This is a genomic window from Streptococcus periodonticum (assembly GCF_003963555.1).
GTDB classification, from domain to species: Bacteria; Bacillota; Bacilli; order Lactobacillales; family Streptococcaceae; genus Streptococcus; species Streptococcus anginosus.
Genome location: NZ_CP034543.1, coordinates 101,746 through 122,500, shown reverse-complemented (window position 1 = coordinate 122,500; position 20,755 = coordinate 101,746). Strand labels below are relative to the sequence as shown.

At 40.5% G+C, this 20,755-nt stretch carries 14 protein-coding genes, 2 tRNA genes and 2 rRNA genes (1 of these 18 cut by a window edge); 3 read left to right on the top strand and 15 right to left on the bottom strand.

Going from position 1 to position 20,755, the window contains the following annotated elements:
• The 3 genes from EHW89_RS00660 to EHW89_RS00650 all read right to left on the bottom strand — a co-directional run.
• Positions 1-398: ribosomal RNA gene (locus EHW89_RS00660) — 23S ribosomal RNA — on the bottom strand; it reaches 2,503 nt to the left of the window's first position.
• 264 nt (positions 399-662) lie between these two features.
• A tRNA-Ala gene (locus EHW89_RS00655) sits at positions 663-735 on the bottom strand.
• A 56-nt stretch (positions 736-791) separates the two neighbouring features.
• Positions 792-2,347, bottom strand: a 16S ribosomal RNA gene (locus tag EHW89_RS00650).
• The 16S and 23S rRNA genes sit together here with 1 tRNA gene alongside, the layout of an rRNA operon.
• A 362-nt stretch (positions 2,348-2,709) precedes the next feature.
• On the opposite strand from EHW89_RS00650, the gene EHW89_RS00645 reads away from it, so the two are divergent.
• Complete coding sequence (locus tag EHW89_RS00645; protein WP_022526394.1) at positions 2,710-2,949, top strand: hypothetical protein; 240 nt, start codon at positions 2,710-2,712, stop codon at positions 2,947-2,949.
• A gap of 15 nt (positions 2,950-2,964) precedes the next feature.
• Positions 2,965-3,035, top strand: a tRNA-Cys gene (locus tag EHW89_RS00640).
• Between the two features lie 223 nt (positions 3,036-3,258).
• Here the strand turns inward: EHW89_RS00640 and nusG are convergent.
• The 4 genes from nusG to pbp2a form a co-directional block, all read right to left on the bottom strand.
• On the bottom strand, positions 3,259-3,795 hold the full coding sequence (nusG, locus tag EHW89_RS00635) for a transcription termination/antitermination protein NusG (protein WP_003027329.1): 537 nt from the start codon (positions 3,793-3,795) through the stop codon (positions 3,259-3,261).
• Positions 3,796-3,946: 151 nt separating this feature from the next.
• Complete coding sequence (gene secE / locus EHW89_RS00630) at positions 3,947-4,123, bottom strand: preprotein translocase subunit SecE (protein ID WP_003027327.1); 177 nt, start codon at positions 4,121-4,123, stop codon at positions 3,947-3,949.
• Positions 4,124-4,132: 9 nt separating this feature from the next.
• Entirely contained in the window at positions 4,133-4,285 is a 153-nt protein-coding gene (gene rpmG, locus EHW89_RS00625; RefSeq protein WP_003027324.1) for a 50S ribosomal protein L33, read from the bottom strand.
• A 49-nt stretch (positions 4,286-4,334) separates the two neighbouring features.
• On the bottom strand, positions 4,335-6,554 hold the full coding sequence (pbp2a, locus tag EHW89_RS00620) for a penicillin-binding protein PBP2A (RefSeq protein WP_126466401.1): 2,220 nt from the start codon (positions 6,552-6,554) through the stop codon (positions 4,335-4,337).
• A gap of 137 nt (positions 6,555-6,691) precedes the next feature.
• Here pbp2a and EHW89_RS00615 point away from each other — a divergent pair, with 137 nt between their 5' ends.
• On the top strand, positions 6,692-7,552 hold the full coding sequence (locus EHW89_RS00615; RefSeq protein WP_126466400.1) for an RluA family pseudouridine synthase: 861 nt from the start codon (positions 6,692-6,694) through the stop codon (positions 7,550-7,552).
• Positions 7,553-7,894: 342 nt separating this feature from the next.
• Here the strand turns inward: EHW89_RS00615 and EHW89_RS00605 are convergent, their stop codons facing one another.
• The 8 genes from EHW89_RS00605 to EHW89_RS00570 form a co-directional block, all read right to left on the bottom strand.
• Positions 7,895-8,104: a heavy-metal-associated domain-containing protein gene (locus EHW89_RS00605; RefSeq protein WP_003032027.1), complete on the bottom strand. Its 210-nt coding sequence runs from the start codon at positions 8,102-8,104 to the stop codon at positions 7,895-7,897.
• Positions 8,105-8,116: 12 nt separating this feature from the next.
• Complete coding sequence (locus tag EHW89_RS00600) at positions 8,117-10,369, bottom strand: heavy metal translocating P-type ATPase (RefSeq protein WP_126466398.1); 2,253 nt, start codon at positions 10,367-10,369, stop codon at positions 8,117-8,119.
• 3 nt (positions 10,370-10,372) lie between these two features.
• Positions 10,373-10,840, bottom strand: a complete 468-nt coding sequence (locus tag EHW89_RS00595; RefSeq protein WP_126466397.1) for a CopY/TcrY family copper transport repressor — start codon at positions 10,838-10,840, stop codon at positions 10,373-10,375.
• 140 nt (positions 10,841-10,980) lie between these two features.
• Positions 10,981-12,483 carry a zinc ABC transporter substrate-binding protein AdcA gene (locus tag EHW89_RS00590; protein ID WP_126466396.1) on the bottom strand — a complete coding sequence of 501 codons (1,503 nt, stop codon included), beginning with the start codon at positions 12,481-12,483 and terminating at the stop codon, positions 10,981-10,983.
• A gap of 9 nt (positions 12,484-12,492) precedes the next feature.
• Positions 12,493-13,299, bottom strand: a complete 807-nt coding sequence (locus EHW89_RS00585; protein WP_003032021.1) for a metal ABC transporter permease — start codon at positions 13,297-13,299, stop codon at positions 12,493-12,495.
• Positions 13,292-13,999, bottom strand: a complete 708-nt coding sequence (locus EHW89_RS00580; RefSeq protein WP_126466395.1) for a metal ABC transporter ATP-binding protein — start codon at positions 13,997-13,999, stop codon at positions 13,292-13,294. Before EHW89_RS00580 ends, EHW89_RS00585 begins: the two co-directional genes overlap by 8 nt.
• Complete coding sequence (locus EHW89_RS00575) at positions 13,996-14,439, bottom strand: zinc-dependent MarR family transcriptional regulator (protein ID WP_003027297.1); 444 nt, start codon at positions 14,437-14,439, stop codon at positions 13,996-13,998. The genes EHW89_RS00580 and EHW89_RS00575 overlap by 4 nt, the downstream gene beginning before the upstream one ends.
• Before the next feature lie 291 nt (positions 14,440-14,730).
• Entirely contained in the window at positions 14,731-20,589 is a 5,859-nt protein-coding gene (locus EHW89_RS00570) for a Spy0128 family protein (RefSeq protein WP_193552980.1), read from the bottom strand.
• Positions 20,590-20,755: the final 166 nt, after the last annotated feature.

Sequence of the window (20,755 nt, the reverse complement as noted above, 5' to 3'; positions counted from 1 at the left end):
TCCTGCTAGGTATAAAGATTATTTAAAATACGAGGCTCTTACTCTCTCTGGCAACCCTTCCCAAGGTCTTCTTCTATAATCTTTAAGTCCACATCGCAGTCCTACAACCCCGAGAAGTAAACTTCTCGGTTTGCCCTCTTACCCTTTCGCTCGCCGCTACTCAGGCAATCGCTTTTGCTTTCTCTTCCTGCAGCTACTTAGATGTTTCAGTTCACTGCGTCTTCCTCCTCATATCCTTAACAGATACGGGTAACAGGTATCTACCTGTTGGGTTCCCCCATTCGGACATCCCTGGATCTACGCTTACTTACAGCTCCCCAAGGCATTTCGTCGTTTGTCACGTCCTTCTTCGGCTCCTAGTGCCAAGGCATCCACCGTGCGCCCTTACTAACTTAACCTTATTTTTGACCTCTCAGTCATATACTCATTAATATTCACAGCGTTTTCGGTTTATTTTCTTGTTACTATTTGATATCGTTATTCAATTTTCAATGTGCTAAATTTAGGATATTAAGAGACGGTTCGCTTGCGAAAACTTCTGTAGAAAAATAAGAAACTAACGCTGTGTTCCATGAACACAAGGAAGTTTATCTTTTTTCCTAAGAAGTTAGTCTCGTATTCAACTTCACTTCTTTATTAAGTTCAGTAGGATTCTATCCTAATGGAGCCTAGCGGGATCGAACCGCTGACCTCCTGCGTGCAAAGCAGGCGCTCTCCCAGCTGAGCTAAGGCCCCACAAGACCTCTCAAAACTAAACAAGACAAACTCAATGGCTTCCGTTTTTTCCTTAGAAAGGAGGTGATCCAGCCGCACCTTCCGATACGGCTACCTTGTTACGACTTCACCCCAATCATCTATCCCACCTTAGGCGGCTGGCTCCTTACGGTTACCTCACCGACTTCGGGTGTTACAAACTCTCGTGGTGTGACGGGCGGTGTGTACAAGGCCCGGGAACGTATTCACCGCGGCGTGCTGATCCGCGATTACTAGCGATTCCGACTTCATGTAGGCGAGTTGCAGCCTACAATCCGAACTGAGACTGGCTTTCAGAGATTAGCTTGCCGTCACCGGCTTGCGACTCGTTGTACCAGCCATTGTAGCACGTGTGTAGCCCAGGTCATAAGGGGCATGATGATTTGACGTCATCCCCACCTTCCTCCGGTTTATTACCGGCAGTCTCGCTAGAGTGCCCAACTGAATGATGGCAACTAACAATAAGGGTTGCGCTCGTTGCGGGACTTAACCCAACATCTCACGACACGAGCTGACGACAACCATGCACCACCTGTCACCGGTGTGCCGAAGCAAAATCCTATCTCTAGGACGGGCACCGGGATGTCAAGACCTGGTAAGGTTCTTCGCGTTGCTTCGAATTAAACCACATGCTCCACCGCTTGTGCGGGCCCCCGTCAATTCCTTTGAGTTTCAACCTTGCGGTCGTACTCCCCAGGCGGAGTGCTTAATGCGTTAGCTGCGGCACTGAGTCCCGGAAAGGACCCAACACCTAGCACTCATCGTTTACGGCGTGGACTACCAGGGTATCTAATCCTGTTCGCTCCCCACGCTTTCGAGCCTCAGCGTCAGTTACAGACCAGAGAGCCGCTTTCGCCACCGGTGTTCCTCCATATATCTACGCATTTCACCGCTACACATGGAATTCCACTCTCCCCTTCTGCACTCAAGTTAAACAGTTTCCAAAGCCTACAATGGTTGAGCCACTGCCTTTCACTTCAGACTTTTCCAACCGCCTGCGCTCGCTTTACGCCCAATAAATCCGGACAACGCTCGGGACCTACGTATTACCGCGGCTGCTGGCACGTAGTTAGCCGTCCCTTTCTGGTTAAGTACCGTCACAGCATGAACTTTCCATTCTCACACTCGTTCTTCCTTAACAACAGAGCTTTACGATCCGAAAACCTTCTTCACTCACGCGGCGTTGCTCGGTCAGGGTTCCCCCCATTGCCGAAGATTCCCTACTGCTGCCTCCCGTAGGAGTCTGGGCCGTGTCTCAGTCCCAGTGTGGCCGATCACCCTCTCAGGTCGGCTATGTATCGTTGCCTAGGTGAGCCGTTACCTCACCTACTAGCTAATACAACGCAGGTCCATCTCTTAGTGATGCAATTGCATCTTTTAATATCTTACTATGCAGTAAGATATCTTATGCGGTATTAGCTATCGTTTCCAATAGTTATCCCCCGCTAAAAGGTAGGTTACCTACGCGTTACTCACCCGTTCGCGACTCACAAAGTACGGTGTAGTAAACTACGGTGTACCTCGTGCGTTCCACTTGCATGTATTAGGCACGCCGCCAGCGTTCGTCCTGAGCCAGGATCAAACTCTCATTAAAAGTTTGAGTTCTCACTCATTTCTGTCACTGACAGATTTATTGTTTCTTCTTAATGTTTGACGGACTGTCTTCTTAAACAGTCGCCTGCACATTGGTTCGTCTTGTTCAGTTTTCAAAGGTCTTTGTCGCCCCTCAAGCGACAACTATCTTAGTATATCATCTCCTTCTCTTCTTGTCAATACCTTTTTTCAGCTTTTTTTATTTTTCTTAAACTTTTTCTTTCAATTTGATAGCTGGCAACATTTATTTGTTTTTATTAAAGAAGTTCCCATAGCCAAAAATACAAACATCTAATTTTAGAAATGTCATATGAGATGGATATAATTATTAAAAAAAGGAAGCAAGTAACGAGAAATTAACTTATGACTTCTTTACTTTTAGGAAGATGGTGGCTGATATTTTTGAAGTCAGTTGGTTCAGCTAAACAAGTTTATCTTATTGTTACCTTAACTAAAGCAAGAAAAACTATCAATCCAACCTTTTCTTTGGCTTATCAAAATGATAATTTCACCACTTTAATGATTAAATTTAATCGGAAAACACTAAAATTTTACAAAGAGAAACCAATCTACACTCTTGACGAAAACGATTTTTTAGGATAAAATAATAAACGTTGTGGCGGTATAGCCAAGTGGTAAGGCACGGCTCTGCAAAAGCTTGATCGTCGGTTCAAATCCGTCTACCGCCTTTCAGTACCTAATTTAACAGGAATTAACCGAATGAAAAGCCCGTAAAGTCGGGCTTTTTTGATTTTCCGTCAGGTTAAATCAGATCAAATCTGATAAAGTTGGTGGGCAAATAGTGGACAAGTAGTTTTAGAATGAATTTATTATTTTGGATAAAAATAGATAGCATAAAAAAGCACGCTAGGAATCAATTTCTGCATATACTGATTCTAGCTTGCTTTTTGATTATAATTCAGCAATTTGGTTTAGATTTACTTCGGCAACTGTATCATTCCCGAATAGCGAAATAATCATTTTCACTTTGTTGTTGTCAATTTCGGTGATTTTACCCGTATAATCTGCAAAAGCGCCGTCAATGATACGTACGGTATCGCCAACTTTCACATCAATATCAAATTCTTGAACGGTTTGTCCCATTGAAATCAAGATTTGGCGAATTTCCTCTTCCAAAAGCGGTGTTGGTTTAGAGCGGTTTCCATGTGAGCCGACAAAGCCTGTTACGTTTGGTGTGTTCCGTACGACGAACCATGCTTCGTCTGTCATCACCATTTCTACCAAGACGTAACCTGGGAAACGATTTTCTTCAACTTCTTTGGTTTTTCCGTTTTTCTCCACTTGTACCGTTTGCGTTGGAATTTCTACGCGCAAAATATTTTCCAACATATTATAGGTTTGTGCACGTTGTAAAAGATTTTCTTTTACTTTATTTTCATATCCTGAGTATGTCTGCAAGACAAACCAGCCTTTATCAAAACTGTCCATGAGTTCTTCCTTTCCTAAATAAAAAAGCCTGTGGGCTTCGGTTTCTTTCTAGCCCTATTATACCACAAAAATAGCAAATGCAATCTTTTTACTGCTATTTTTATAATAAAAGATAAAAGCCTACTTGATAAAACAACAAGCAGGCTAAAATTTAAAAGATATTTAACAATCGTACCAAACCTCTTGTGACAAGTAAGTCGAAAAGATAAATAATGACGACAAAGAAAGCTGTGTATTCCATAACTGAGATAAAATCTACCCAGCTTTGCTTTCTAGTTGGCCAAGTTGTATCTTTTAATACTTGAAATGTATCTTTAATAAATTTCACAACTTTCTCCTATCTAGTTTCTTTATGAATCGTGTATTTACTGCAATGTTTACAATATTTATTTACTTCCAGACGTTTTGGTTTTGGCGTACTACTCACTTTGATTGAATAGTTTCTCGATCCACAAACCGTGCACGCCAGACTCGCTTTTTTTAGTGCCATAACGCCTCCATCTTGTTTATTATATCAAGAAAGCCTATTTTTGACAAGTCTATTGGAACCAACTCTTAACCGTGTCCCAAAGATTCTGTGCTTTTTCAGGAATCTTAGCATCGTCAATTGCTTTCTTCGCTTGGTCAACCAAATTCTTAGCTTTATCTTGCACATCTTTCAAGACATCTGAACGATTGTCACTTTGATTCGTAGTGTTATTTGTACCACTCGTATCAACCGGTGCAATACCATTTTTTGCATAGGCATTTTCATCACCGAACTTCGTACCCTTTGTATACGGTAAGATACTATTTGCCACACTTCGGAAAATAGCTGAAGCTTCATTGGCACTTGTACCTGTCAGATAATGATTTTCATCTGTCTTTGGAAAACCTAACCACTGACTAATCACCACATCTGGCGTGTAACCAATAACCCATTGGTCTCCTGATAAATCTGGGTTAAAGTCAGTCTCTGTCGTTCCTGTCTTCCCAGCCATGTCATAGCCGTAAGGAGCAGCATAAACACCGGTACCATTGGTAAATGTTCCCAGCATCATACTGGTCATTTTTTCTGTTGTTGAGCGGTTAAGCACTCGCGTTGAAGTTGATTTATGAGTTTTGACTACTTGTCCACTAGCATTTTCGATTTTGGTAATCAAATGAGCATCATTCATAACACCATTATTGGCAAAAGTCGAGTAGGCTTGTGCCATTTGTAGCGGATTGGTTGTTACGCCACTGCCGAGAGCCACCCCAAGAGTCTGATCCACTTTATCCATATTCAAGCCAAATTTTTTACCATATTCAAAAACTTTTTTCAGTCCCAATTCATTAGCAGCAGCAACCGCTGGAATATTTAAGGATTGCGCTAAAGCCTGATACATTGGCACAGTCGAACTGGATTGAATCCCACCATAGTTGTTCACGGTGTAAGTTCCATACGTTGTTGTGCTATTGTCTAACTCTTTATTGATGGACCAGCCTGCATCAACTGCCGGGCTGTAAACTGCTAAGGGCTTAATAGTCGAGCCAGGGCTTCTTGAAGATTGTGTGGCATAGTTAAAACTTCTGAAATTGGCACTCGTACTATTGATTTGCCCAACAAGCGCACGAACTCCTCCCGTTTTAGGGTCTAGTGCTACGCTGCCAGATTGGGCCCTCGTACCATCTGCTGCTTGTGGAAATAAATCTTTACGATCATAGATAACTTGCATGCTAGCTTGGTAATTTTGATCTAGCTCTGTGTAAATGCGATAGCCGTTATTGACAATATCAGCTTCTGTCAAGCCATAATCACGTACTGCTTCATTGATAACCGCATCAAAGTAAGACGGATAACGATAATCTGCCGATTTTCCTGTATAAGCATCTACCAATTGACTACCTAAACCATTTGCTGCTGCTTGGTTTGCAGTATTTTGATTGATATAACCTGCTGCTACCATATTTTGTAAAACGGTATTGCGTCGATTCGTTGCGTTTTTGATAGAAGCAAGCGGATTATATAGTTCCGGTCCTTTGAGCATTCCTGCTAAAGTAGCAGATTGGTCGAGGGTCAACTGACTGGCAGATACGCCGAAGTACTTTTTAGAGGCATCTTCTACACCCCACACACCATTCCCAAAGTAAGAATTGTTGAGGTACATAGTGAGAATCTGCTTTTTACTATATTTTTTAGTTAATTCTAAAGCTAGGAAAAACTCTTTTGCCTTCCGCTCAATGGTCTGATCCTGAGATAAGTAAGCATTTTTAGCTAATTGTTGTGTAATGGTAGAACCACCACCAGAACGCCCAGCCGTTAAAATTGCTAGAATAAAACGACCGTAGTTAATCCCACTATTTTTATAAAAGGAACGGTCTTCTGTCGCAATGACGGCATGTTGTAAGTTCGGATTAATTTTGGACAATTCTACGTAAGTTCCCTTTTGCCCTGACAAGCTGCCCGCTTTTTTTCCGTCCTTATCATAAATTGATGTCGTTGCTTTCAACGCATTCTGTAAATCATTCACATTAGTGGATTTGGCAACATAAAAGAGATAGCCCCCTGTCACCAAACCAAAACCAAGTCCCAGAATCAAAACAATCTTCGTCAGGTGATAGCGACGCCAAAATCGACGAAATGGATGCTGAGAAATTGGCTTTTTTCGGCTTTTCCCAGAACGGCTCAAATGCGATTCGCTTTCTTCTACCTCTGTCACCTCTTGATGGTTGCGCTCAGGACTGTCCTTTTTAAAATGATTCACTACTATTTCAAATAATTCACTCAATTTTTTCATATCCCTATTCTATCACCTTCTCCATATCCAGACAAGAAAGGACCTCTTATCAAGCGTTTCGTTTAGAAAACTTTAAGAAATTGTTCAAGAGTTAGCTGACTATTTGCAATCATCTACTATTTTGTTACAATAAAATCATGCATTTTACAATTACGATTCCACAAGGTCTGCCAGAGATGACAGTCAAAGAACTGCTGGAAGAACATTTTTTGATTCCACGAAAGATTCGCCATTTTCTGCGCATTAAAAAACACGTCCTTGTAAACCAACAACCCATTAACTGGCAAAGTCGGATTCATCCAGCTGATGCGATTGCTTTAATCTTTGACGAAGAAGATTATCCAGAAAAGTCTATTTTAATGGGCAAAGCTGATCTTGTGGAAGAATTATATCAAGATGAACACATCATCATTGTCAATAAACCTGAAGGTATGAAAACACATGCCAATGAACCGGCAGAGCTGGCGCTTTTAAATCATGTCTCTGCTCATGTTGGAAGTACATGCTATGTCGTTCATCGCTTGGACAAGGAAACTAGTGGGGCTGTCCTTTTTGCGAAAAATCCTTTTATCTTGCCAATCTTAAATCGATTGCTAGAAAACAAGGAAATTTCGCGTGAATATTGGGCTTTGGTACAAGGAGTATTCCCCAAAAAACGTCAAATCTATACAGATAAAATCGGGCGCGACCGTCACAATCGGCGAAAACGGCTAGTGGATAACAAAAACGGTCAATACGCTGAAACGCAGGTCACTAAGCTCAAAGAAATTGGAAACAACACCCTTATCAAGTGTCAACTTAAAACTGGGCGAACTCATCAAATCCGTGTACACCTCGCTCATCATGGATACCCCATTGTTGGCGACCCATTGTACAATCCGCAAAAAACAAAACGTCTCATGCTCCATGCTCATCGTTTAACTTTCACACATCCTTTTACACTCGAAAAAATTAGTGTCGAAGCTACCTCTCAAAGTTTTGAAAAAGGATTGATTTAAAAAATAATGGGAGTGGGGCAGAACTAAAAATCGAAAATTTTTAGTTCGTAGTCCCTCCCCCGCAAGAGTGCTTAAACAATTATCAAGCTGTTTAAAGTTGCAGATGAAGAAAACGAAGTTTTCATCAAAAGTGCTCTTCCGAGCTTGAAAAGCGAACAGCTTTGATACTTGCTTCGCAAGTTTTATCTGCCACCCCAAAGTACTGCTTTGAGCAATCATAGCAGCTTGCTGTGCAAGGCTGATTTCCCGCCTTCAACAATTCAGTGAATTGTTGAAGCTGAGTTATTCGTTTATTACTAATTCTAATAGAAGCTGGGACACTTTTTGCCCAGCCTCTTTTTTCTATGCAACAGTAACAACTTTATAAATTGTTTTAGCAAGTGCCGCCTGATAATCTTCTGCACTGTGAGTGTGATCGGTCGTGACAGTAGCAACCTTTGTATCTAAATCAATTTGGACATCCGATACACCTTCTAATTTTAGGAAGTGCTCGGTGACATGCTTCACGCAATTTTGGCAAGATATATTTTCTAAAGTAACAATTTGTTTCATGATGAACTCCTTTTATGATTTTATTTTAAAGCGCCGTAAACGCAGCGCATTGGTGACGACAGAAACAGAGCTAAAGCTCATGGCAAGGCCGGCTAACATAGGATTGAGCAGCGGACCGTCAAATACATACAGGAGACCCATTGCGATTGGTATTCCTAAGGTATTGTAGGCAAAAGCCCAGAAAAGATTTTCTTTGATATTTTTAATCGTAACCTGACTGAGGCGAATGGCTGTCACCACATCTAAAAGGTCGCTGTGCATCAAAACAATGTCGGCTGAGTCAATAGCCACATCCGTTCCAGAACCAATGGCAATCCCAACTTCAGCTTGCACCAGAGCAGGTGCATCATTGATTCCATCACCCACCATGGCAACCTTTTTCCTCTGCGCTTGCAAATTCTTGACGACATCTGCTTTGCCGCCTGGAAATACCCCTGCAATCACTTGATCGACACCAGCTTCTCTTGCAATGGCTTGAGCTGTTTCCTCACGGTCCCCTGTCAGCATCACCACTTCTAAGCCCATTTTTTGCAATTCAGCAATAGCTTCACGGCTATTTTTTTTGATTTGGTCAGCGACCGCTACCAGCCCCACCAGTTGTCTATCCAAAGCGACAAACATAGCCGTCTTTCCTTGATGAGATAAAGAAATCAAGTCAGAGATATGTTCTCCGAGCTCGACTTGGTATTGTCTCATTAAGTTTTCATTCCCAATTAGAATTTCTTGAGCTTTTACTTGAGCTATAATCCCTTTACCTGAAATCGCTTGAAAATCTGTTACCGATGCTAATGGTATAGCTTCCGCTTTAGCGGCTTCTAAAATAGCAATTGCCAGCGGATGCTCTGAATGTTGCTCACTACTTGCAAGCAAATGCAGCAATTCTTCCCGTGTGACATCACCAAAAGTCAACACATCCGTCAAACTTGGCTTCCCTTCGGTAATCGTACCTGTCTTATCCAGAACGACAACATCTACCAAATGAGTCGCTTCAAGAGCCTGCCCCGACTTAATCAAGACGCCATTTTCAGCGCCCTTCCCCGTGCCGACCATAATAGCCGTCGGAGTAGCTAGCCCAAGCGCGCAGGGACAAGCAATGACCAACACCGCAATAAAGATAGAAAGCGAGAATTGCAAACTTTCTCCTGCCAGAACGTACCACAACAGAGCTGCTAAAACTGCCAAACTCAAGACAATTGGTACAAAATAGAGCGAGATCTTATCTGCCATAGCCGCAATAGGCGCTTTCGAGCCTTGCGCTTCCTCTACCAAATGAACAATCTGAGCTAAAGTTGTGTCCGAACCGACTTTGGTTGCTTCATAGTCAATAGAACCCGTTTGATTCATAGTGGCACTGGTAATCACATCTCCGACGTTTTTTTCGACAGGAACACTTTCACCTGTCATCATAGACTCATCCACATAGGTTTGTCCAGAGATAACCACACCGTCTACTGGCATACGTTCTCCCGGTTTAATCCGCACAATATCTCTAACCTTGATGTCTTCTGTATCAATTGTTACGACTTCGCCATAGCGAATAACGGTCGCTTGGTCGGGTACTAAACTCATCAAACTTTGAATCGCTTGTGAGGTTCGACCCTTGGCATTGGCTTCCAGATATTTCCCCAGTAAAACAAGAGTGATAATCACACCAACTGATTCAAAATACAACTGGTGTACAAAAGTATGATGCCCCAGTAAAACTTGAACGACTGAGTACAAACTATACAGAAAGGCTGCACTCGTTCCTACAGCAATCAAACTATCCATGTTCGGATGCCGTTTTGCCAAATTCCGAAAACCACGTACATAAAAACCGCGGCCAACCCAAATCGCTGGCAAAGTAAGGAAAAATTGCGCCAATACAAAGGCAATGGGATGCGTCATGTGATCTAAAAAGGAGGGTAACGGCAAGCCAATCATGCTCCCCATTGAAATATAGAGGAGTGGCACGGTCGCTCCTGCCGCAAACCAAATCTGACACGCCATTTTGCGCACGTTTTCTTGCTTTTCTGCGACTTGCTTCGCATAATCAGACCGCCTTTGTTCTCCCTTTTCTGTCGCTTGGTAGCCTGCTTCTTTCACAGCGTCTAAGACTTGCTCGCTTGCAAATCCTTCTTTGGGAAAAACTGTCAATTTTTCCGTCGCCAAGTTCACCGTGGCTTCTTCTACTGTTGACAAATCGTTGACGACCATTTCAATGGTCATCGCACAAGCTGCACAGGTCATGCCGGATAATTTATACTCTTTTTTGTCTTTTCCCATTTCTTACTCCGCCATTTTCGATTGATTCGTGTCATCTTGACAATGCGCGCCACAAGTACATTGACCTGGTGGACAATTGCACTGAATCGTCTCCGGCGCTTGAACTTGCTTTTCTTTTACAACATCCAAAATTCGGGACAAATCCATTTGACTGAATTGATTGCTTTCTAGTATTGAAATCACTAAATCACCATGCTTGGTATTGCACATATTGTCAAGTAAGGTTCGCCAACTATTTTCCAAATGCTCATCTTCTAAGATCAGAGCATCATAGTAAAATTTGCCTTCAATTTTTTCCATTGAAATAAACTCTTTGGTTTTCAGACGATTAAGTAAGGTTTTAACAGTAGCGGGCTTCCAAGCAAAATCAGTTTCTAGCCGCTCTATCACTTCCGTGCTTCTGATATGAGGATATGCCCAAAGTACGCGCATAACTTGCCACTCTGCCTGACTAATATTTTGTTGTTCCATTCTCTCATCTCTTTTCTGATTACAATTGTAATTTTTGATTCTTTTATAGTTTACATCTGTAATCAACAATTGTCAAGCAAAAAATCGAGAAGATTGCTCAACTCGATTTTTCTCTTTCTGTATAGAAATTTGTGGTTTTATCAATGCGCAAGCATTTCTTGAGCGATTTCTTGTCCGCTTAATTTCGTTGGGTAGTAAGTTGGCCAATTTTCCAATTCGTTAAAGAGGGCTTCTTGGCTTTCACCACCGTAGAAGATATGGAAATGCGCTGCTTTCGTTGGTGCAATATTATGGTCGCTAAATTGAACGTATTTATACTTACCTGCATCTGGGTCTGTCGCTTCAAACATGAAACGCACGCCTCGGTTTCCTTTAGAGTACGTCAATGTATGCTTACCAACATATTTATAAGTATATTTCTTCTTTTGTCCGTTGACTACAAATTCCATAGTCTTATCTGTGATATTGATATGAGACACATCTGTCTTGTAGCCTTTTTCATAATACGCTTTGTACTCAGCTGCTGTCATCTTACCACTCAATTTTGCCTTGTAATCAAAGACTTGGTCTAAAGTTCCGTCTTGCAAATATGGATAGACAGATTGCCATTGACCAGCGTAGTCAGACAAAGTACGGTCTTTAACAGCACTATCTTCAAAGTAACCATTTTGTACAGTCTTCGTATTTTCCTCTTTTTCAGCAGAAATCTCAGCGCCTGCTTGATCGGTTGTCTTTTTCAAGGCTTTCAAGTTGGACTTCATGATTGAAATGTAATCTGCCCCGTCTTTGGTTTGTTTTTCTGTTAGACTTTCAAGTGGATTGAGCACATCCAACTTCACACCTGTTTCTTTTGCCAAAGTAGATGCCAAAGCTTGAGAAGCATTTTCTTCAAAGTAAATGTACTTGATATTGTTTTTCTTAATATATTTTGTCAATTCAGCCAAACGTGCCGCTGAAGGCTCACTATCTGGTGAAAGTCCTGAAATAGGCACTTGCTTCAAACCGTAGTCTAACGCTAAATAACGAAAGGCTGCGTGCTGTGTCACAAAACTCTTTTGTTTGGCATTTGCCAATCCCGCTGCGTATTCCTTATCCAGAGCTTCTAATTTTTTAATGTAAGCTGCTGCATTCTTTTGGAAAGTGACTTTCTTATCTGGGTAGCGTTTACTTAAGCTGTCGCGAATATTCTCCACCATTTTAATGGCACGTTTTGGTGACAACCATACATGGGGATCGTATTCATGATGGTGTCCTTCGCTCCCATGATCATGGTCTTCTTCCTCTTCTGTACCAGGCAGTAGCAACATCTTCCCAGTCGCCTTCACCACATTCACTTTACCTTTTTTCAAGGTTTTAAGCAATTTTGGCACCCAAGTTTCCATGTTTTCATTTTCATAAACGAAAGTATCTGCATCTTGAATCGTTGCAACCGCCTTAGCAGAAGGTTCATATTCATGTGGTTCTGTTCCTGCACCAATCAAGAGTTTGACATTGGCAGTATCGCCTGCCACTTGCTTGGTAAATTCATAAATCGGGTAAAATGTTGTGACAACATTTAATTTCCCATTTGCACTTTTTTGATTGGAACAAGCCACTAAAAAGATGCTCAGTAAACTTGCTACTAATAGACCAATTTTCTTCATTTCTTACTCCTATTTGATAAATTTTTTCAATAAATTTACTAGTAAAAATACGCCGACAAAAATAATGGTAATACTTGCACTGGCTGGCGTTTCTGCATAATACGAAATATACAAACCAGCAATCATACCTAAGAAGCCGATGATATTTGCCAACAAGATAACGGATTTAAAGTTCTTCCCCAACCGCAAAGCAATACTTGCCGGCAAAACCATAATGGTTGATACCAGCAACGCACCTGCCGCTGGAATCATGAGGGCAATGGCAACACCTGTCACAATGTTAAACAGAATGGACATGGTGCGCACAGGCAGACCGTCCACAAAAGCTGTATCCTCATCAAAGGTCAAAATATACATTGGTCGAATGAAGAGGAAGGTTAATGCCAGCACGATTGCCGCAATGATAAAGAGTGAAATCACCTGCTCCGTACTAATCGTGACAATAGAACCAAACAAATATTGGTCTAAGCTCATGGAACTAGAGCTTTTACCCCTGCTCATCACAATCAAAGCAATGGCAAGTCCTGTCGACATCAAAATTGCTGTTCCGATTTCCATAAAATCCTTGTAAATTGTCCGCAAGTATTCTAAGAAGACTGCCGCAATCATCACAATAATGACAGTTGAAATCGTAGGTGAGATGCCTAGCACCAAGCCAAAAGCAACCCCCGAAAGCGACACGTGGCTGAGCGTATCACTCATCAAACTCTGACGACGTAAAATCAAGAAAGTTCCTAAAACCGGCGAAAACAGACTCATAGCAATCACTGCTAGAAAAGCTCGCTGCATAAAATCGTAAGCTAATAAATTAAACATGGCTCACCTCCTCCTTGTCACTTTCGTGAACATTGAAGCAGCGCCATGGCGAATTTTGATTTCGTACCAAATGAATATTGCGGTCCGCATATTTTCGGACTTCCTCTGGATCATGTGTAATCATCAGAACAGCCTTGCCATGCCGATGCGCACTGTGGTGCATCAAATCATAAAATTCATCCTTGCTACCAGCATCCATCCCCGTTGTCGGCTCATCCAAGACAAAAACATCCGGATCCGAAGCAAACATGCGCGCAATCACTGCCCGCTGCTTTTGCCCGCCTGACAGCGAGCCAATCCGCTTGTCTCGATGTTCCCACATGCCAACGGCGTCCAGACTGACCTTGATATGTTCTTCATCATGCGCATTCAAACGACGAAACCATCCTTTACGCGGATACCGACCTGATTTAACAAATTCATAGACGGTGCTTGGAAAACCCGCATTAAAACTAGCGATTTGCTGCGGCAAATAAGCAATCCGCAACTTCTTGCCAGCTGTATTCGTCTTAGAAATCGTCACCTTACCAAATTGAGGCTGCAAAATCCCAAGACTAGCCTTGATCAAGGTCGTTTTTGCTGCTCCATTTTCACCTGTCAAAGTCACAAACTCACCACTATCCACATAATAGTTAATATGCTCCAACACAGGCTCCTTATCATAATAAAAGGACAAATCTTCAACTGTGATATATCTCATTTTCCGATTTCTCCTACTAAGGTTTCCAAGAATTTTTGAATGGTAGCTTGCTCATTAGGAGTGTATTGATTGGCGATTTTTTCGTAAATTTCCAATGTATGCTGATGATGATGATGATGCTCCGCGGCAACTGGCTTCGCTAATTCTGTCAACCGATAAAAAATAACACGCGCATCTTTCTGATTCTTAAAAGGTTCCAGCATTTCTTGTTTGATGAGCGATTTGATGGCCTTTGTTACAGCTGCTTGACTGACGTTTAAGCGCTTCGCCAACTCTGAGTTTGTCAACGACTCCTCAGACAGCAACATCAAGATGTGCTCTTGAGTATTTGTCAAAGGCATTCCACTTGTACAAGAACCAATCAAAATCTCATGCTGATTCTCGGCTTTTAAAATGATTTCATTTAAGAAATGATCCATTTCATGTGCTAATTGACTCATGTTGCTCCTTTTCTGATTAACCAGTTAATTCTTTACTAGTTAAGTATATCATAAAGAAAAAAAGAGTCAAGTGAAAATTTCAGCATAGTTTCCACGAAAAGGATTAAGTATTCTCTAAATTTTTGTATAACTTTTCTAAGTCCATTTTCTCTAGGAAACAGCTCTTCCTTTTTCTTTTCACATTCTATGCTTTAGGCATCAAAAAGGGGATCTAAAGAGCCCCCATTTCGGAGGAGAATGCTCTCTAGATTCCCAATTTAAACTTATTATTTTTCTGAAGTCTTGATTTTATCAAGATTTCTTCTTGATGAGATAAACTGCACCGACCAAAACAATCAAACCAATGAAAATAGCTACTGTATGAATGACCGTACCTGTCTTAGGCAAACCTTTCTTTGGTGGAGTATAGCGATTTTCAAATGTCTTTATGTTCTTGTCATAACTTACTTTGGCAACCAAATGACCATTACCATCATCTGTGACTGTTACTGTCACCTTAATCACCTTCTTATCATAAGTGATTCCTTGAAGTTTTGTATCCTTTTCTGCAATCGTGTAATGGTAGGTACCAGTTGTTTTGTATTCAAAAGCATCAAAGTTTACCGAACCATCTGCGGTATTTTTCTTCGTTTGAAGCACTTGACCTCTTTCATCCTTCAATACAAACTCAAATTCATTTGCTTTCAAGGTACGACCGACCAATTTCTTAGTTACTTCAACCGTTGCTTGGACTGAATCTGCCGTATAAGTATTGTTGAAGACACGATCTTTTGTATCATAAGATACAGTTGCTACCAGTTTCCCTGCGCCATTGTCGGTCACAGTAACGGTTGCTTTGATTACCTTAGTGTCATATTTCACACCGCCAAGCTTCGTATCTTTTTCGGTAATCGTGTACTGATAAGTACCAACTGCTGTATAAGTCAACTTCTTAAAGGTAATCTTACCGTCCTTATCATTTGTCACCGTTTCAAGCAGTTCGCCTTTATCATTTTTTAGTTCAAAACTGAATTCACCAGTTTTAAGGTCACGACCACTTAATTGCTTGTTAGCTGAAAGCTGAGCATCCGTTGGAGCAGCTTGGTATTGGTTTGTAAAGGTTTGGTCATTCTGTTCATAGGCAACATGTGTTACCAATTGGCCTTGACCATTATCTGTGACAGTGACCGTTGCTTTGATTACTTTTTTATCATAGGTCACACCACCTAGTTTTGTATCCTTTTCAGTGATGGTGTAATGATAGGTACCAGCTTTCGTGTACTCAATGGTGTCGAAAGTGACACTACCGTCTTGAGCATTCTTCTTGCTTTGAGTAACTTTATCATCTTGGCCTTTCAATTCAAACTCAAACTCGCCATCTTTCAAAGCACGACCTGTCAAGTCTTTCTTAACAGAGAGTTGTGCGTTTGTTTTTGCAGCGGAATAAGTGTTCTTGAAGGTCTGATCATCTTTTTCATAAGCAACTTTTGTCACCAAGTGACCTTGACCATCGTCTGTGACGGTGACAGTCGCTTTGATCACTTTGGTGTCATATTTCACACCACCGAGTTTCGTATCTTTTTCGGTGATGGTGTAGTGATAAGTACCTACCTTAGTATACTCAATGGTATCGAAAGTGACGCTACCATCTTGTGCATTTGTCTTCGTTTGATGAACTTGATCGTCTGTACCAGTCAGTTCAAATTCAAATTCCCCTTCTTTGAGGTTACGACCTTCTAATAGCTTCTTAGCAGAAAGTGTCGCAGTGGCTTTATCTGCTGAATAAGTATTCGTGAAGGTGTTTTGGTTGTTTTCATAAGCAACTGTTGTATGTAGTTGACCTTTACCATCATCCGTGACAGTAACGGTTGCTTTGATTACTTTGGTGTCATATTTCACACCGCCTAAAGCACCAGCTTGTTCTTTAATGGTATAAGTATAAGTTCCAGCTGTTTTGAATGTCAACTCTTTAAATGAAATCTTACCATCTTTAGCGTTCTTAACGGTATCCACCACTTTACCGTTTGGATCAATCAAGTCAAAGGCAAATTCATTTGCTTCTAGGTCGCGACCAGTTAGCACTTTGTTCGCTTCTAATGTCGCAGTTGTTTCCTTAGCAAGGTAAGTATTGCGGAAGGTTGGATTAGCTGTATCGTAAGATACTTGGGCAACTAACTGACCATTGCCATCATCAGTAACTTTGACAGTCGCTTTGATTTCTTTCTTATCATAGGTCACACCACCTAAGCCATTGTCCTTCTCTTTGATAGTGTAACGATAAGTTCCGATTTTTGTATAGTCAATCGCATCAAAAGTAACACGACCGTCTGCTGCATTTTTCGTAGTCTGACGAACGTTGTCATCAGTTCCGACTAATTCAAATTCGAACTCTTGATCGTTTAATGCACGACCTGTCAGTTCTTTGGTCACGCTTAGTTGTGCACTAACCTTTTGACTAGAGTATGTATTGTTGAAAGTTTGGTCATTGTTTTCATAGGTTACTTTTGAAACAAGCTGACCTTTACCATTATCAGTGACTTCAACTGTTACCTTGATGGTCTTGGTGTCGTAAGTCACACCACCCAATCCTGTGTTTTTCTCTGTAATGGTGTACTTGTGGGTACCAACAGTTTGATACTTGATTGCATCAAATTGAACCTTACCAGCTTTGTCATTCTTCTTGGTTTGAAGAACGTCTGCCTTGCCGTCTTCTTTCAGTTCAAAGCTAAACTCGCCATCCTTCAAAGCACGTCCGGTTAATTTCTTCGTGACAGAGAAAGTAGCATCGGTACCTTTGGCAGTATATTTATTTGTAAAGCTTTGTTTAGAAATTTTATTCTTACCGCTCTCGTTAAAACCGAGGTAGACGATATTGTAAATCAATTGTCCATCCTCTTCCTGTTGAACACGAATGGTAACCTTAATTGGTTGTTTATCGTAGTCAACACCTGGAACCTTACCAGCTTTCTCTTTGATAAGGTAGTTGTAGAGACCAGCCTTAGTGAACTTAAGAGCTGTGAAAGGAATTGTACCATCCGCTTTATTTTTAACTATTTGAAGTAGCTTGTTTTGTCCATCGTACAATTCAAACTCAAACTCGTCATCTTGTAAATTTCGACCCGTTAAGGCTTTTGTCACCTGCAGAGGCACTGTGATTTCTTTTGGTATGAACGTATTCTTAAAGTTCTTTTTACCACCGTCATAAGTCACAGTAGTACTTAGCTTCCCTTTACCATCATCCGTTACTTTAACTGTGACTTTGACTTTGCTCGAGTCATAAGTAACTCCTGTCAGACCATTATTTTTTTCTGTAATGGTGTAGTGGTACTCACCTGCCTTGTCGTAGTTAATAGCTTGGAACTGAACTTTTCCTTGGGCATCATTTTTAGCCGTTTGAAGAACATCTGACTTACCATCTTCCTTCAACTCAAACTCAAACTCTTGCGCTTTCAGTTTACGACCCGTTAACTCCTTAGTTACATCGAAGGTTGCAGAAGTAGCTTGAATGGTGTAGGTGTTGTTGAAAGTAGTGTCATCATTCTCATAAATAATTTCAGAATGCAGTTGACCTTTGCCATTATCTGTAACTTTGACAGTAGCTTTTACTTCTTTCGTATCATAAGTAATGCCACCTAGACCATTGTTTTTTTCTTTAATAGTGTAATGGTATTCACCTGCTTTAGTATATTCAATCCGATCGAACTCAACTTTACCATTTGCGTCGTTCGTCTTCACTTGATGGTTATGATCCTCTGTACCCGTTAATTCAAATTCAAATTCACCATTTTGAAGATTTCGACCAGTTAGAACCTTGTTTACTTGTAATTTAGCAAACGTTTTTCCTGGAGTGTATTGGTTGATAAAGGTTGGATCCTTCGTCTCCTCACCAGCTTTCGAATAAGTGACCTTTGTAACTTCAAGTTTTCCTCCCTTATCTTCGACAGTTACGGTTGCCGTGATAAGATTCGGTTCATATTCAACTCCTGGAACATCACCAGCTTTTTCACTAATGGTATAATGATAGGTTCCTGCTTTAGTATATTCAAGCTCTTTGAATTGAACCTTACCATCAGCCGTATTTTTTACAGTTTCTAAAATCTTTTTATTTCGTTGTAAATCTTTGAGTTCAAATTCAAATTCACCTTCTTGAAGAGGACGACCTGTTAAAACCTTTTTCACCTCTAACTTAGCAGATGTTTTAACTGGAGTATAGCGATTATTGAAAGTTGGTTTTTTAATTTCTTCTCCATCTGTCATATAAGTCACTTTGCTAACTTCAAGTTTACCGGATTTCTCCTTGACTTCTACTGTTACCGTGATAAATTTTTGGTCATAGGTAACTCCTGGTGCAGAACCTTTGTTCTCTCGGATAAAATATTCATAAGTTCCTGCTTTAGTATACTCCAATGATTTGAAATTGACCTCACCATTGGCGTTATTTTTAACAGTTTGCAAGATTTTACCGACAGTTGGACTAACCTCAGTATTATCAACTAAATCAAACTCAAACTCTTGCGCTTTCAGTTTGCGACCAACGAGCTTCTTATTTACCTGTAAAGTCGCAGATACTTTTTGCCGTTTATTTGAAATATCTAAACTGTAAGACTTACTACTATTGAAATTTTCTGGTTTAACCTTAATTTCTTTGCCTGTTAACTGATAACCATCCGGCGCTTTGATTTCTTTAATAGTATAATTGTCTTTCAGCAAATTAGGAATCGTGACTTTTCCTGTACTATCCGTAGTGAAGTTTCCTACAACAGCACCATTCCGATCACGTGTTACTCTAAAGACTGCTCCTGCCAAAGATGATCCAGAGGTCTCATCTTTTTTATGCAAGGTTATAGAATAAACATAGCCTTCTGCACTTCCGCCCGCTTCTAGATAGGTCGTTTTGGCGATAGAGTCTATAATTTTTGTTTCACTGGACCAAAGAGATGCAATATTTTCAACGACTTCACCACTTTGTAATTTATAATTTGCCTTAGCTTTATATTTAATATGGTAGCCTTCATCCTTATTTATTTTTCCTAATTTAATAGAAAATTCTGAGTCAGATAAAAATTCCACATTAAATTGGTTTGTAACAGTTTTTTTATTTTCTAAAACCCATCGGTTGTCTTTAATGACCCATTTTCCTTTATAAATTTCAAAACTATCTTTAACATAGGAAATATTTGGTGTTTTTAAAATATCAGTTACTTTTGCATCCGGAACTTCTTTTCCTGACTGATTTACAGTGATATCATAAGTGATGGTATTGTCTGGTTTAAAATTACCTACTTTTGTCAAATCTTTTTGTGATGGCGGAGTTAAACCTCCAAACTCTACTTCTCCTATCGGAACTATATTCCGATTAACTGTAATTTGGAGTGGAACTTTTTTCTTTTCCTTTACGATATGATGATTAACATAAGTATAAAAATAAAAGCTACCCTTGATATCTGATTTGTCTTCAACATATTTTGTATAGGTCAACTTTAACGTTCGATTCTCTGCATCAACAGCTGCACGAGCCACAATATTACCGTTTTTATCTACAATATCAAAATCAGAAGATTTTACAAGAACAAGTTCCTTTGGAAGGGTTATTGTTGTATAGTCACCCTCTTGAACTTCATTATTAGGTAAGGTAAATGTTCCATTTATTTTAAACCGCTCCCACTGTTGCAATGGCTTGTCTAACGGTTTTCCATTATGATCGGTAATGCTAAATTTCGTAATCGCATCTATTTCTTTAGGGGCTCTTTGAGTTTTAGGAGCTGCTTGGGTATCTTTAGTATCTTTAGCAGCAGGTGGAGCTCCTGGCTGAGTCTCACTCTTTTCCTCTACCTTACTAGCTTTTTGTGAAGATGTATCTTCTTTTACTTGGCTAGCATCAGAGCTTTCTTCTTTTGAGGTGCTTGGCTTATTTTCCTGCTCATTTGAATTAGCTTCCGCTTTATTCTCAGTAGCAGGCTGCTGCCCCTGACTAGAACTAGTATCTGCTGTCTTTTGCGTTGACTCAGTAGGAGACGTTGGCTGTTCAGTCGTTCCTGTTTTCGGAGATGACTGAGTTGTCACTGTAGAAGATTGATTCGACAATGTCTGAGCAACAGCACTAGCTGGTGATAAGATTGTTGAAGCCAGCAATAATGCAACCCCAACAAGATTCATCGCTTTTTTAATCATGATGATTTCCTTTCTATGGTTTTTCAGGACTTTGTACAAAAGTACAAAACTCCACTAATACCAGTATATCAACTACCTTATAGTCCTTTCAATCAAAACGCTCTATATTTTAGTTCTATTTCTTGACAAACTGTAAAGTTTTAAACACCCCATTGATATACAACAG

Excerpts from the sequence above, each read along its gene's own strand:
- nusG (WP_003027329.1), bottom strand. The coding sequence starts at position 3,795 with ATGGACAGTTTTGATAAAGGCTGGTTTGTCTTGCAGACATACTCAGGA.
- EHW89_RS00605 (WP_003032027.1), bottom strand. The coding sequence starts at position 8,104 with ATGAAACAAATTGTTACTTTAGAAAATATATCTTGCCAAAATTGCGTG.
- EHW89_RS00575 (WP_003027297.1), bottom strand. The coding sequence starts at position 14,439 with ATGAGTCAATTAGCACATGAAATGGATCATTTCTTAAATGAAATCATT.
- EHW89_RS00600 (WP_126466398.1), bottom strand. The coding sequence starts at position 10,369 with ATGGGAAAAGACAAAAAAGAGTATAAATTATCCGGCATGACCTGTGCA.
- pbp2a (WP_126466401.1), bottom strand. The coding sequence starts at position 6,554 with ATGAAAAAATTGAGTGAATTATTTGAAATAGTAGTGAATCATTTTAAA.
- rpmG (WP_003027324.1), bottom strand. The coding sequence starts at position 4,285 with ATGGCACTAAAAAAAGCGAGTCTGGCGTGCACGGTTTGTGGATCGAGA.
- EHW89_RS00615 (WP_126466400.1), top strand. The coding sequence starts at position 6,692 with ATGCATTTTACAATTACGATTCCACAAGGTCTGCCAGAGATGACAGTC.
- EHW89_RS00570 (WP_193552980.1), bottom strand. The coding sequence starts at position 20,589 with ATGATTAAAAAAGCGATGAATCTTGTTGGGGTTGCATTATTGCTGGCT.
- EHW89_RS00595 (WP_126466397.1), bottom strand. The coding sequence starts at position 10,840 with ATGGAACAACAAAATATTAGTCAGGCAGAGTGGCAAGTTATGCGCGTA.
- EHW89_RS00590 (WP_126466396.1), bottom strand. The coding sequence starts at position 12,483 with ATGAAGAAAATTGGTCTATTAGTAGCAAGTTTACTGAGCATCTTTTTA.
- EHW89_RS00645 (WP_022526394.1), top strand. The coding sequence starts at position 2,710 with ATGACTTCTTTACTTTTAGGAAGATGGTGGCTGATATTTTTGAAGTCA.
- EHW89_RS00585 (WP_003032021.1), bottom strand. The coding sequence starts at position 13,299 with ATGTTTAATTTATTAGCTTACGATTTTATGCAGCGAGCTTTTCTAGCA.
- EHW89_RS00580 (WP_126466395.1), bottom strand. The coding sequence starts at position 13,999 with ATGAGATATATCACAGTTGAAGATTTGTCCTTTTATTATGATAAGGAG.